This window comes from Uliginosibacterium sp. H1, from assembly GCF_036017065.1.
In the GTDB taxonomy this organism is placed as follows: Bacteria; Pseudomonadota; Gammaproteobacteria; order Burkholderiales; family Rhodocyclaceae; genus Uliginosibacterium.
In genome coordinates, this window is sequence record NZ_JAYXHR010000001.1 from 1,166,634 (window position 1) to 1,178,920 (window position 12,287).

The 12,287-nt window shown below is 66.3% G+C and carries 12 protein-coding genes; 7 read left to right on the forward strand and 5 right to left on the reverse strand.

The genetic code is table 11. The features are described from left to right. Positions 1–32: 32 nt before the first annotated feature. Genes VVD47_RS05370 through VVD47_RS05390 form a run of 5 tightly spaced genes read right to left on the reverse strand, consistent with a single transcriptional unit; the run spans position 33 to position 3,697 of the window. On the reverse strand, positions 33–995 hold the full coding sequence (locus tag VVD47_RS05370) for a hypothetical protein (RefSeq protein ID WP_327602364.1): 963 nt from the start codon (positions 993–995) through the stop codon (positions 33–35). Positions 996–997: 2 nt separating this feature from the next. Further along, positions 998–1,720 carry a tetratricopeptide repeat protein gene (locus VVD47_RS05375; RefSeq protein ID WP_327602365.1) on the reverse strand — a complete coding sequence of 241 codons (723 nt, stop codon included), beginning with the start codon at positions 1,718–1,720 and terminating at the stop codon, positions 998–1,000. Further along, positions 1,717–2,604: a hydrolase 1, exosortase A system-associated gene (locus VVD47_RS05380; protein WP_327602366.1), complete on the reverse strand. Its 888-nt coding sequence runs from the start codon at positions 2,602–2,604 to the stop codon at positions 1,717–1,719. The genes VVD47_RS05375 and VVD47_RS05380 overlap by 4 nt, the downstream gene beginning before the upstream one ends. After that, positions 2,601–3,422: a hydrolase 2, exosortase A system-associated gene (locus VVD47_RS05385; protein ID WP_327602367.1), complete on the reverse strand. Its 822-nt coding sequence runs from the start codon at positions 3,420–3,422 to the stop codon at positions 2,601–2,603. The genes VVD47_RS05380 and VVD47_RS05385 overlap by 4 nt, the downstream gene beginning before the upstream one ends. Positions 3,423–3,448: 26 nt before the next feature. Then, on the reverse strand, positions 3,449–3,697 hold the full coding sequence (locus VVD47_RS05390) for an acyl carrier protein (protein ID WP_327602368.1): 249 nt from the start codon (positions 3,695–3,697) through the stop codon (positions 3,449–3,451). A gap of 202 nt (positions 3,698–3,899) precedes the next feature. Here VVD47_RS05390 and VVD47_RS05395 point away from each other — a divergent pair, with 202 nt between their 5' ends. The 7 genes from VVD47_RS05395 (at position 3,900) to VVD47_RS05425 (ending at position 12,279) form a co-directional block, all read left to right on the forward strand. After that, positions 3,900–5,084, forward strand: a complete 1,185-nt coding sequence (locus VVD47_RS05395) for a DegT/DnrJ/EryC1/StrS family aminotransferase (RefSeq protein ID WP_327602369.1) — start codon at positions 3,900–3,902, stop codon at positions 5,082–5,084. Between the two features lie 18 nt (positions 5,085–5,102). Next, positions 5,103–6,338, forward strand: coding sequence for a glycosyltransferase (locus tag VVD47_RS05400; RefSeq protein WP_327602370.1), 1,236 nt, complete (start codon positions 5,103–5,105; stop codon positions 6,336–6,338). 123 nt (positions 6,339–6,461) lie between these two features. Then, on the forward strand, positions 6,462–7,526 hold the full coding sequence (locus tag VVD47_RS05405; RefSeq protein ID WP_327602371.1) for a GNAT family N-acetyltransferase: 1,065 nt from the start codon (positions 6,462–6,464) through the stop codon (positions 7,524–7,526). After that, positions 7,516–8,805 (forward strand): 3-deoxy-D-manno-octulosonic acid transferase, encoded by a 1,290-nt coding sequence (locus tag VVD47_RS05410; RefSeq protein ID WP_327602372.1) that lies wholly within the window; start codon positions 7,516–7,518, stop codon positions 8,803–8,805. Before VVD47_RS05405 ends, VVD47_RS05410 begins: the two co-directional genes overlap by 11 nt. Continuing rightward, complete coding sequence (locus VVD47_RS05415) at positions 8,802–10,274, forward strand: lipopolysaccharide biosynthesis protein (RefSeq protein ID WP_327602373.1); 1,473 nt, start codon at positions 8,802–8,804, stop codon at positions 10,272–10,274. Before VVD47_RS05410 ends, VVD47_RS05415 begins: the two co-directional genes overlap by 4 nt. A gap of 23 nt (positions 10,275–10,297) precedes the next feature. After that, the gene (locus tag VVD47_RS05420; protein WP_327602374.1) at positions 10,298–11,296 is read left to right on the forward strand and encodes a glycosyltransferase family 2 protein; all 999 of its coding nucleotides are present in this window, start codon (positions 10,298–10,300) and stop codon (positions 11,294–11,296) included. Further along, positions 11,296–12,279: a glycosyltransferase family 2 protein gene (locus tag VVD47_RS05425; protein WP_327602375.1), complete on the forward strand. Its 984-nt coding sequence runs from the start codon at positions 11,296–11,298 to the stop codon at positions 12,277–12,279. Before VVD47_RS05420 ends, VVD47_RS05425 begins: the two co-directional genes overlap by 1 nt. The last annotated feature ends 8 nt before the right edge of the window (positions 12,280–12,287 follow it).

Here is a 12,287-nt window from a genome sequence, read left to right on the forward strand (position 1 = left end):
CGGGGCGCTCTTTCCCGCCCAGGCCGCTGACCTCAGGTCGCTGACGTATCCAGCAGCTTGCGTACCGGCAAGTCGGCCGAGGACCAGTCCCTCGGCCGCTGCAACTTGCCCAGCGCATGCGCCGCGATGCGGTCACGACGTAGCAATGCACGGGCCTCTTCCGGCGCCTCGTCGAGCCAGGTGGAAACCAGGCCTGCGGCCGTTGCCGGCAGGTCCTGTGGCAAGCGGCGCTGCACGGCAAGGTGATGGCGGACCGCCCTGTTTTCCAGCGCCCCCTGCCCTTGCCGCAAGACGCGCCTGAACTGGGCGCGCACTTCCCCCCAGCGCCACCAGGGCTTTTCATCGACGACCCAGCTGGCGTCGGGGTGCACCAGGATGCGCGTGGGATCCCATTCGTGCCGGGCCGGATCCAGTCCGAAACGCAGGCAGGCGGCAAGCGTGGAGTCGGTCCGGTAGAGCCCCAGCGGCAACCGGTAGGACGCAGCACGCAAGGAGGCCATGACGTCGCCCCGGATGGCGCAGAAGTTGCCGTGGAATCCCCCTTCGGCAAGCATCTGTCTGCGCAGACGGCCAGCCGTACGCCCCACGCTCGGAACGCCGCTTCCGCCCAGCGCCCCGGGTTGTTCGCGCATGGCGCTGCCAAGCAGGCGGCAGGCATCCGGATTCAGGCGCGCGTAGCCATCCACAAAATAAGCGATCTCGCTATCGGGCCAGATGTCCGCCAGGTAGCGATTCCAGGCATGCGCCTTGTCGCCACAGGCGACGCTCCACACCCTGATCGGCGACGCCGCGGAGTACATCGCCACCTCCCGGCTGCAATACGCGGCAAAGTCTTCTGCAAGGGCTGGATTGCCGTTGATGACAACGTCCAGCACGGACGAAGCATCCAGCGCGCGCAGCCCGGCATTGGCCGTCGCAACAAGCGTGGGCAGGGATTCGCGCGACGACAGGATGGCAATCGCCGCCTCCGGCCGAGCGCACATTTGCGCCGACATGCTCAGCGAGGAGCGGGCGCCGAAACCTCGGCCTGCGGGGCTTCAGCCGGGGCCGACGCAGCAACGGGGGCGGCCGGCACGGGGTCGCGCCACTTGCCGGCACGGGTCAGCGCGTTACGCAGGCCGGGCAGCGGAAAACCCCCTCCATATGCCTTGTGCGCGTAGTCCAGGGCAAGGTCGTAGCGCTTCAACTGGACGTAGGCCAAGCCAAGGTTGTAGGAGACGTTCGGATTGCTGTCGTCCAGCTCACCCGCGCTTTCCAGATAGGCGATCGCCTTGTCGGTGCTGCCGATTTTCAGGAGATGGATGCCGTAGAGCATGCGCGGCATCGGATCGTCGGCGCGGAACTGGATGGCGTGTTCGAAGTAACACCGCAACGGCGCACTCGCGCCCTGCGGAATCTGCATCTTGTTGCGCTCGAAGAGTTTCATCATCGACATCAGCGCCCGCGGGCTGTTCGGAAACGCCTTCAGCGTGTACTCGATGTCACCGCCAAGCCAGCTCCGGTTCCCCTTGATGAGGTTCTCGACTTGCGGTGTGAAGTGGGCGCCCTCGACCAGGCGCTTGTCTGCGTCATTGGTCGTGCGGTAGTCAAAGGGACCGTGACCGTGTGTCATGCGCGGGCATCCCACGACGAGCTCGTCGACGTTGATCTCGTACGCGGCCGACACGGGACCAACGTGCCCGCAGGCGAAAACCAAAATACCGATCAGCCACCTGCTCATGCTGCTTCTCCAAGAATGTTCTTCTCCAGCCAGGATCGCGTCGCGTGGAATACATCCTCGCGCCACACCGCACTGGAAAACGTATGGTTTGCATCCGCCAGCTTGCGGGAGCGCACATGCCCGGTATCCGTCAGGACTCGCCAGGATTGAGAACCATCCATCGCCGCCTCGAATTCGGCCGCCACGAAATCATTCCCTGACAACAACACCAGCGCAGGACGGCCGGAGGCTGACAGGCCGCCAGGCACGCCTTCCACCAGCGGAGCCCGGCTGTAATCCACTTTCCCGACATCGCTCCCCGCGCCACTGGCTGACGCCGTCGAGGCCTTGCGCAGCATCCCGCCCAGGCTACCCAGCGACTCTCCTGCACGAAAGCGACCGGACAGCAGCTTGCGCCAGAAATCCGGCGACATGAGACGCTGCAGGTAGTAGTGCTTCAGCATGACCCTGGCCTCGCCAGCATCGCTGCGCACCCAGGGGTTGAGCAGGACCGCGCCCGCCACGCGCGGGTCATTGGCCATGTGGAAACAGGACGCGGACGCTCCATCGCACAGCCCCCACAACACGACACGCCGCAGTCCGGTGCTCTCGCGCAGGAAGGCATCGATGGCCACCGCGATGTCGTCGCCGACGCGGGTGAAGTCCCGCATGGCGCCACTGCTGTCGCCCATGCCGCGGAAATCGAAACGCATCACCGGAAAACCGGCCTCGGCCAGCGCACGCGCGAGCAGGACGAATTGCCGATGACTGCCGACGCGGTACTGCGGCCCACCCACGACCACCAGCACGCCGCAATCGCTGCGTGCGGCGGCGGGCTCGGCGAGGATGGCCACCGCCTGCTCACCGTGGATGTCCAGCGTGAAGGCCCGTTCGCGCGCGCTCATGCCGCCACCTCGGTAGCCTGCAGACGGGTGAGTGCCGCCACGCTGGCATCCACCAGGGCCGGCACTTCGCTGATTTCCAGGCTCTGCCAGAACATCGGGCCATTGAGGGCACCGGTCTCCACCTCGTGGCCCGCAGCACGCAAGGCCTCGACGCGCTGACGCGATGCGGGCGGAAGTTCGGGCTCTTCGCGCGCGGAAATCTCCAGCCAGTGCAGCGGCAGGCCGGCGGCAGGCTTCAGCTCTGCCTGCTCGAGCTCACGCGCCATCGCCGGGGACAGCATGTAGCCGCCGATCTCCAGGCTTTCACCGGCCTCCAGCGCGGCGCGCAAGGGTTTGGTGTCAGCGCCGCCGCCGCCGGCCAGCGACTCGGTGGCCAGGCGCATGCGCAGGAACTGCGTGAGGAAAAGCTTGCCGGCGCTCACCGGCTGCCACAGCAGCAGGGCGTCGCCCCCGGACTGCTGGCTGGCCTGGGCGGCCAGGAGCGCACCGCTGCGCAGCCCCCACCACACCCAGGGAAGATCACGGCCTGCCAGTTGCTGGCGACACCAGACCGCATCGGCCACCCAGCGCGACAGACTGGCGTCGCCGAAGTCGCCTGCGCTATCACCCGTCCCCAGAGGGTCGACGATGATGACGTGCCAGCCGGCTGTTGCGAGGGCGCGTGCAGCCAGACTGACCATACGACGTGATTTGTTCATCTCCTCGGCGAAGGCCGGCAGATGGAAGACGTAACCCCGGGCCGGGCCGGCGGGGAGTACGTCCAGGCAGAACAGGCGGCCGCCGGGCGCGTCCAGGTAGCGGGGTTCGATCCTGACCACGGGCGCGCTCGCTGTCGCTGCGGCGATCAGCCGAGCTTGCTTGTCACGAAGCCCACCAGACTGCCGAAGGTCTGGAAGGTGGAGCCGTCGATGTCGTCGTCACTCACCTCGAAGCCGAAATGCTCCTCCAGCGAGGTGATGACAGCCACCACGGCCATCGAATCGAGCTCGGGAATGCTGCCGAGCAAGGGGGAGTCGTCGGTAAGGCTGGCGGCCCGCGTGCCCAGGTTGAGCACGGCGTCCAGCACCGCGGCGGTCTCTTTCCTGATATCCAAAATCGAATTCCTCAAAAGCGCGGAACGCTACCACGAAAGGCAAACAGGACGTAAGCGCAGGCGTCACGACCCTGCCCTTGAGTTCGGCCACAACAGGGCAATCGACCGGACATGGTGTAATAGTGTGCAGCTTCCCGCGGACGTTCCATGACAGAGTGCTCGTCCGTCAGCAGATCAGATCGTCTTCCGCTTCAAAACTCCGATGTCCTCGTCCTCCGACGCCCTTGTTGCCGGCTCCATTCCACGCCTGCCGACTTTCGGCTGGCACGCGCTGCGCCACAGCCGCAGGTTGCCGCTGCCCACGGTACTCGACCTGCCGCATCGCACGCTGACGACCAGCGGCCGGGCTGCCATCGTGCTGGCCCTGCGTGTCCTGCAGGTCGGGCCGGGTGACAAGGTGCTGGTACCCACCTATCACTGCCCGACGATGATCGCCCCGGTGACGGCTTGCGGTGCCACGCCGGTGTTCTTCCCGATCACCCCCAGCGGCGACGCCGACATTGCCTGGCTGGAGCGCCAGGACACGCGCGGCGTGAAGGCCATCGTCGCGGTCCATTACTTCGGCCTGCCACTGCACTTCGCCCCGCTGCGCGCCTTCTGCGACGCGCGTGGCATCGCCATGATCGAGGATTGCGCCCACGCCCTGTTCGGCGAATGCGACGGCCGCCCGATCGGGGCCTGGGGCGACGTGGCGATCGCCAGCCTGACGAAGTTCCTGCCGGTGCAGGAATGCGGCGTGCTGGCCTCGCGCGTACTCCCCGTCCCCGCGTTGGCGGGTGCTTCGCGCAGCTTCGCCCACGAGGTCAAGTCCGGCATCGACATGCTGGAGATCGGCTGCCGCCACGGCGGGCTGCCCCCCTTCGGCGCATTGCTGGACGGGCTCTTCAGTCTCAAGCGTCGCCTGCGCCGCACGCAACTGACGACGGCCACCGAAACCATCGAAGCGCCGCCGGAAGATACGCAGTGGCTGGATGCGGCACTGATCGACACACCGCCCACCACCGTCAGCCGCTGGTGCATCCGCGCCAGCCTGCGCGCAGCCGTGATCGAGCGCCGGCGCGCCAACTACCAGCGCCTGAGCGCGCTGCTGGCCGACCTGCCAGGCGCGGCCCCGCTGGTCCCGGATCTGCCCGCGGGCTGCGCACCCTATGTGTTCCCGCTGCTGAGCGAACGCGCCGACGAGCGCTACCGCGCGCTGCGTGCCAGCGGCCTGCCCCTGTTCCGCTGGGACTGGCTGTGGCCGGACACGCCGCATATCCCCGGTGACCACGGCAACCTGTGGTCCAAGCAGGTGTTCCAGTTGCCGTGTCACCAGGATCTGCGGGATGCCGACCTGCAATGCATCGCCGCCACGGTGCGCCAGGTCTGCCAGACCTGGCCAGCCTGACCCCCGGCGCACGCCACCATGTCGCGCCGGGTGCTGATGATCGCCTTCCACTTTCCGCCATTGCGCGGCAGCAGCGGCATCCAGCGCACCCTGTCCTTCGCCCGCCATCTGCACGAATCCGGCTGGGAGCCGCTGATCCTCAGCGCGCATCCGCGCGCCTACCCGGATGTCGACCACGCCACCGACTGGCGCCTGCCCCCCGGCCTGATTGTCGAGCGGGCGATGGCCTTCGACACCGCACGCCAGCTCTCCATCGCGGGGCGTTACCCCCAATGGATGGCGCTGCCTGACCGCTGGGCCAGCTGGCAGCTCGGCGCCATCGCCGTCGGACTGGCGATGATCCGCCGCCATCGCCCGGCCGCCATCTGGTCCACCTACCCCATCGCCACCGCCCACAACATCGGCGCACGCCTGCAACAGCTCAGCGGCCTGCCCTGGGTGGCGGATTTCCGCGACCCGATGGCCCACGACGGCTATCCGGCCGACGCCCGCACCTGGCAGAGCTTCAAGCGTGTGGAAGAGCGCGTCTTCGCACGCGCGGCCCGCGTCTGCTTCACCACCGACGGTGCCCGTCGGTTTTATGCCGCACGCTATCCAAAGCGGGCCAAGGCCCTGAGCGTCATCGGCAACGGCTACGACGAAACGGCCTTCGCCGGCCTCGCCCCGCAGCCACGCACCGCCGGCACCCCATGGCTGCTATTGCACAGCGGCGTGGTGTATCCGGAATGGCGCGACCCTGCGCCGCTGTTCGCTGCGCTGCGGCGCCTGATCGATGCCGGCCATCCGGAGGCCGCGCGTCTGCGCATCCGCTTCCGTGCCAGCGAGCACGACGAATTCGTGCTGGCACGCGCCGGGCAGCATGGCGTAGCCGCGCAGATCGAACTCGCCCCGCCGCTGCCTTATCGCGAGGCGTTGCAGGAAATGCTGTCGGCCGATGCCTTGCTCGTGCTGCAGTCAGACGGCTGCAACGACCAGATCCCGGCAAAATCCTACGAATACCTGCGCGCGGCACGTCCGGTCCTGACATTGGCTGCACCGGGCAGCGAGACCGCCACCCTCTTCGCAAGCGCGCCCCAGTCCTGTGGCACAGCGCTGGAGGCCGCCACTGGTATCGAGGCCGCCTTGCAGACCCTGCTGGAGCGCCTCGCCAGTGGCAATTCGCCGACGGCCGACCCGGACTGGGTGCGAAGCTTCAGCAGACAGGCCCAGGCCACGGCCCTCGGCCATGTGCTCGACGAAGCCGTCACGGCCTGATCTGCGCACGCCTCAAGGCGCCCCGGCCCTTCGGGCAAAGCGCGTGGATTGGCGACGTATTGCGCAGGCGCAGCAATTCAACGCTGCTATGATCCGCTGCCCCTGAGAACCACAGAGCCTGTCATGTCCATCCGCTGGGAATTCCATGCTGCATCAGCCTTCCCGACACTTGCCGGGCGCTGGGACGCACTCAACCAGCGGGCCGGCAACCTGCCCTTCCAGGACAGCCGCTTCATCGGCCCCCTGCTGAAGCATTTCGGCGATGGCAAGCAGCTCATCGCGTTGGCCACCGATGGCGCAGACACCGTGGCGGGCGGCATCCTGCAACCGGGCGGCTTGGGGCGGTGGACGAGCTTCCAGCCCTCGCAGATGCCACTGGGTCCGTGGCTGGCAACCGCCAGCGCTTGGCAGGACGCCGACCTGCTGCCGGCCCTGGCCCGCAGCCTCCCCGGCTTCTGTGCCCAGCTGGGCCTGACCCAGCTTGACCCGCACATCCTCGCCCGACCAGAAGACAACGCCAACCACGACAGCCTGGACTACATCCAGACCGCCTGGGTGGATATCGACAGCGATTTCGACACCTACTGGAACGCCCGCGGCAAGAACCTGCGCACCAACATGCGCAAGCAGCGCACGAAGCTCGAAACCGATGGCGTGCAGATCGGTTTCCAGACGCTCACCGCCACCACCGATATGGAGGCCGCACTGAACGAGTACGGTCGCCTGGAATCGGCGGGCTGGAAAGCCGGTGCGGGCACCGCGGTGAATGCCGACAACGCACAAGGCCGCTTCTACACCGAGATGATGCAGGCCTTCTGCGCCGACGGCCGCGGCAAGATCTGGCGCCTGATGTTCGGCGACAAGGTCGTCGCGGTGGACCTCTGCATCGAGGCCGGCGACACCCTGGTCGTGCTCAAGACGGCCTACGACCCCGAATTCAAGGCGGTATCGCCCGCCTTCATCCTGCGCCAGGACGCCTTCAAGGAACTGTTCGATGCCGGCCGGATCCGTCGCATCGAGTTCTACGGCCGGTTGATGGAATGGCATACGCGCTGGACCGAAAACTCGCGCACGCTGTATCACCACAACCACTACCGCTGGGCACTGGTGAAGACACTCAAGCAACGCCTGCGCCCGGCCCCCGGCGTCACCGAGGGCGATGCGGAAAGCACCAGCAGTGCACACTGAGCGGTCCATCCCCCTTCTGACCCGGCTCCGCTACAGCGTCTTCCGGCAACTCGAAAAACGCGCCACGCCTACCGTCGGCACCGCCCTGCCGGCAGGCAAGTCCGCCCCCGCCTTGTGGGTCTTCGTCTCCACCATCGGCGAGCTCAATGCGATCGGCCCCTTCCTTCGCCAGCTCGTCGCTCGCCATGCCGACCTGCGGCTGGTCCTGCTGACCGATCGCAGCATCTACCGCGAGTCCTACCTCGCCCAGTACCCACAGGCTGAGGTAGTGGAAATCGGCGCCAGCGGCGAGCCGGCGCATACGCTGGCGCAACAGCGGCCGCCCACGCTCTTCGTGGTCGCCGAGATTCCCTGCCTGCCCGCGGACGCCCCCTGTCGCCTGCCCATCGGCTACCTCTACGCAGCGCGTGCTGCGGGCGCACGCGTCGCGCTGGTCAACGGCTGGCTGTACGGCTATGCCCCGGCGTGCCGCATGGACAGCATCGAGCGCAGCCTGCTGGGGCGCGACTACCTGGCCCTGTTCGACCTGCTGTGCGTGCAGACCGAGGCGGTTGCGCATCACTTGCAGAACAGCGGCGCAGCGGCGAGCCAGTTGCATGTCACCGGCAACATCAAGTTCGACGCATTGGCCCCTGCGGTGCGCCCCCCCGGCGAGACACGCAGTCCGCGGACCCTCGGCTCGCTGGATGACGGTGGGCGGCCGGTCATCGTGGCCGGCTGCCTGACGGACGCAGAAGAACTCGCGACCGTGCTCGACGCTTTCCAGCGGCTCGTCGGCGACGCGCCACGCAGCCTGCTGGTGCTGGCACCGCGCCATCCGGAAAACGGGGCGGCCATGTCGGCAATGTTCGCGGAACTGCAAGGCCGCGGGCTGGGTTTCCGCAATCACGCCGTGGAGGGTGATCTGCCGGTACCGGACGATCTGCCGGTACTGGTCCTCAACACGATGGGGGAGCTTCGCGACTATTACGCACGCTCGACCGTTTCGCATGTCGGCAAGGATCACAACATCCTGGAACCCCTCTCGTTCTCGCGACCGGTGACCATCACGGCCGGATGGAACACCACCTATCCGAGCTACCCGGTATATACCGTCGCAACCAGGGAAGGGCTGGTCTACCAAGCCGAATCCGCCGAAGCCCTGGCCGCCCGATGGGCTAGCTGCATCAACTCGGAAACCGGTTCCGGCACACGGGTACAGGCCAGTCTGGCACGCCTGGCTGGCGCGACTCAACGGACCCTCGACCTGTTCTCCCGCCAGCACGGACTGTCGTCGTGAACTCGGTTCGCAAGGCTGTATTCATCACGCTCGGCCAGCGTTACACGGCGTTCCTGATCCAGTTCGCCACCTCGCTGGTCCTGGCGCGCCTGCTTACACCGGAAGAGACCGGCATCTTCTCCCTGGCCGCCGCGGCGGTCGCCATCGGGCACATGCTGCGCGACTTCGGCGTAGGCGAGTACATCATCCAGGAGAAGGAACTCACCCTGGACAAGATCCGTGCGGCGTATGCCATGACGCTGTCGATGTCCTGGGCGATCGCCCTGTGCCTGGTCTTGCTGGCGAGCCCGCTTGCCCGCGCCTACGACGAGCCGGGGGTAGCCAACGTGCTCTACCTGCTGGCCATCAATTTCGTATTGCTGCCGATCGGCTCGACCGCCTTCGCCGTGCTGTCGAAGCATCTGGAGTTCGGCAAGATCTTCTTCATCCAGCTCGCAGCCAACCTGGTCGGTGCGGCCACGACGATCACGGCGGCGCTCAATGGCATGAGCTACATGAGCCCGGCGCTGGGCTCGATCGTCAGCATCCTGGTGACCGTGATCGGCCTAATCATCGTCAGCCCGCAGAACACCCTGATTTTCCCGGCCTTCGGCCACATGAGGAAAGTGGCGCGCTTCGGCGGCACGCTCACTGCCGGACGCCTGATCGACCAGTGCGCCAACCGTGCGCCGGACTTCATCGTGAGCGCCATGCTCGGCTTTCACGAAGCCGGGTTGCTGAGCAAGGCCACCAGCCTGCTGTCCGCGTTCTATGACTTCGTCGGTTCGGCCGTGCTGAGCGTGGCAGCTCCCGCGCTGGCCAGAAGCGGAAAGCCCGCGCACGAGCTCAAGCATGACTACTACCTCGCCATTCCGCTGCTGGGCCTGGTGCAGTGGCTGTTCTTCGGATCCGTCATCGTGTTCGCCGATGAAATCATCCGCGTGCTTTTCGGCCCCCAATGGGTCGAAGCAATCCCCGTGTTGCGGATCGGTGCCATCTCAGGCCTCGTCTGGGCGCCCTTCATGCTCTACACCCCGGTCCTGACCGCCCTGGGAGAAGCGCGCAAGCAACTCGACGTACAGTTGATCGGCGCCCCGGCGCTCATTGCCTTCACCATGCTGGGAGCGCTCTTCAGCCTCAAGTGGGTGGTCGCGCTGTCAACGCTGTCGCTTGTCGCCCGCCTTTGGGCGGTGCACCGGATCCTGCGCAAGACAATCGATTTCTCCCTGCGGGAAGTCTGTCATGTGCTGAAAGGCACTGGCGCCATCTGCGCATTGAGTCTGGCCGCCGGACTGCTGGTAAAGCTGGCGGCCACCCATCTGCTGCACGTGCCCGCCCTCGCCACCCTCATGCTTGCCGGCCTGACCGTCATCGGGACCATCCTTCCGCTGATTTTCTACACGCATCATCCGGCCAGGACCGAACTGGCGATCATCCGTGACAAGCTCCGGACGATGATCGCGCGTCGCCCGGGCTCCCTCGGTTCATGACAGCGATGACGACGCCACCTTCGGTGCTTGCAAGCGTTCTGGCGTGGAACGCGGGGCCATCGATCGGTCCCTGTCTCGAGTCGCTGCTGGCCCAGAGCCATCCCTGTCATGTGCTGGTGATCGACAACGGGTCCACCGACGGTACGGCGGACTACATTGCAGAGCATTTCCCGACGGTGGAACTGATCCGCCTGCCGCACAACACCGGATTCTGCGGTGGTCACAACCACGCCATCCGTGCTGCAGAGAAGCGCGGCCATACGCATGTCTGGCTCGTCAATGACGACGCACGTGTAGAGCGGACGGCACTTGCCAGGATGCTGCAGGACATGGAAAGCGACCCTGCCATCGGCCTGTGCTCCCCCGTCATCATGAACGACGGTGACCAGCACGACGCGGTGGAATTCTGTGGCGCCCGCTTCGACATGGACAACTTCCGCAAGGTGAAGCTGCCGTCGCTCGAAGCGGCCAGGCTGGCGGCCGCGGCGGGAGAGATCAACATGCTGCACGGCACGGCGATCCTCGCCAGGATGGATCTGATCACCCGCATCGGCGGCCTGGATGAGCGCTACTTCGCTTACTTCGACGATGACAGCCTGTCGATGCGCAGCCTCCAGGCAGGAATGAAGAACCACATGAGCCTGGACGCCATCGTGTGGCACGACAATCCGGTTGCGCATGAGCGCAGCGCCTACTACCACTACCTGATGACGCGCAACGCCTGGATTTTCTGGTCCGGCCAGACAGGCCTCCGGGGCAAGTGGCGCCTGTTGCGCACCCTCGGCGCCAAGGCACTGGTGGATGCCGCCTCCCTGCTCCAGAAGGGCAGGACGGCGCAGTCGACAGCCCTCCTGCGCGGCCTGTATGACGGTCTTGTGAAGCGCTACGGCCCTCCTCCACAAAATCCGTCTATCGGAAGAATGTGGTTCCGTGTGCTGATGTGGCACCCTTATTTCCTCGCACGCGTACTGGCGCCCGCCCCACGGCCGGCCAGTTCGCATCCTCCGGCCATGACTGCCTGATGCGCATGACACCCGAACCCTCCGGGTCCATAGTGTCCCAGCCTCTGCTGAGCGTCATCGTCACCAGCTACAAGGTTGGCGAACTGCTGCTGGAGGCCGTGGACTCTGTCACGCAGCAACTCGCACGGGATCTGCCGCGCAACGAATGGGAAGTCATCGTCGTCGACGACGCAAGCGGCGATCCGTCAAGCGAAGCCTGCCTGCGTACATTGCATGAGCGCGACGCCTCGATGCGCATCATCCGGCAGCCACGCAACCAGGGTGTCTCGGCCGCCCGCAACACGGGCGCCGCGGCAGCCACCGGCGAGTGGCTGGCGTTCCTGGACGGAGACGATTGCTGGGTGCCAGGACGCGTAGGCATCCTGCGGACAGCCCTTGCGCGGCACCCGGATGCCACCTGGATCAGTGCCGATTTCCGGCGGATCACCATGGATGGCAGCGAGTTCGGCGCTGCCTGTATCCGGCATCCGTCGATCGTTTCCAGCCTGGACAGTGACGGCGGAGAGTGCACAAGGCTGGGGCAACCTGTCGACGCGGCCGTGACGGGTTTTCTCTGTCACGCCAACTCCACCCTCATCCGGCGGCAGGTGTTCATCGGTACCGGGGGCTTCGACGAATCCCTGCGGTCCGCCGAGGACCATGACCTGTGGATCAGGCTCGCCGCACGCCACGATCTCGTGTACGTGGCGCGCAGCGCTTCGCTCTACCGATCCAATCCGAACAGCATCACCAATACCACGCGCAAGCCGCATCCGCACCTCGGCATCGTGTACCGAAAAGCACTGGCGGACCCACTGGCGCGCCGGCACGCCGGCCTGATCAAGCGCAGGCTGGAAAAGATCGCGCTGGAAAATCTGCTCCACCTTCGCCATCGTCGGCAATACGGCGAAACCATGCGCGAGGCGATTGCGGCATTGAAGACGAGCCCGGGTTTCCTCGCCGGCTGGAAGCACTTTCTGGCAGCACTGCTGCGCATCGACTAGCGCCGACC

Excerpts from the sequence above, each read along its gene's own strand:
- VVD47_RS05370 (WP_327602364.1), bottom strand. The coding sequence starts at position 995 with ATGTCGGCGCAAATGTGCGCTCGGCCGGAGGCGGCGATTGCCATCCTG.
- VVD47_RS05375 (WP_327602365.1), bottom strand. The coding sequence starts at position 1,720 with ATGAGCAGGTGGCTGATCGGTATTTTGGTTTTCGCCTGCGGGCACGTT.
- VVD47_RS05380 (WP_327602366.1), bottom strand. The coding sequence starts at position 2,604 with ATGAGCGCGCGCGAACGGGCCTTCACGCTGGACATCCACGGTGAGCAG.
- VVD47_RS05395 (WP_327602369.1), top strand. The coding sequence starts at position 3,900 with ATGTCCTCGTCCTCCGACGCCCTTGTTGCCGGCTCCATTCCACGCCTG.
- VVD47_RS05400 (WP_327602370.1), top strand. The coding sequence starts at position 5,103 with ATGTCGCGCCGGGTGCTGATGATCGCCTTCCACTTTCCGCCATTGCGC.
- VVD47_RS05405 (WP_327602371.1), top strand. The coding sequence starts at position 6,462 with ATGTCCATCCGCTGGGAATTCCATGCTGCATCAGCCTTCCCGACACTT.
- VVD47_RS05425 (WP_327602375.1), top strand. The coding sequence starts at position 11,296 with ATGCGCATGACACCCGAACCCTCCGGGTCCATAGTGTCCCAGCCTCTG.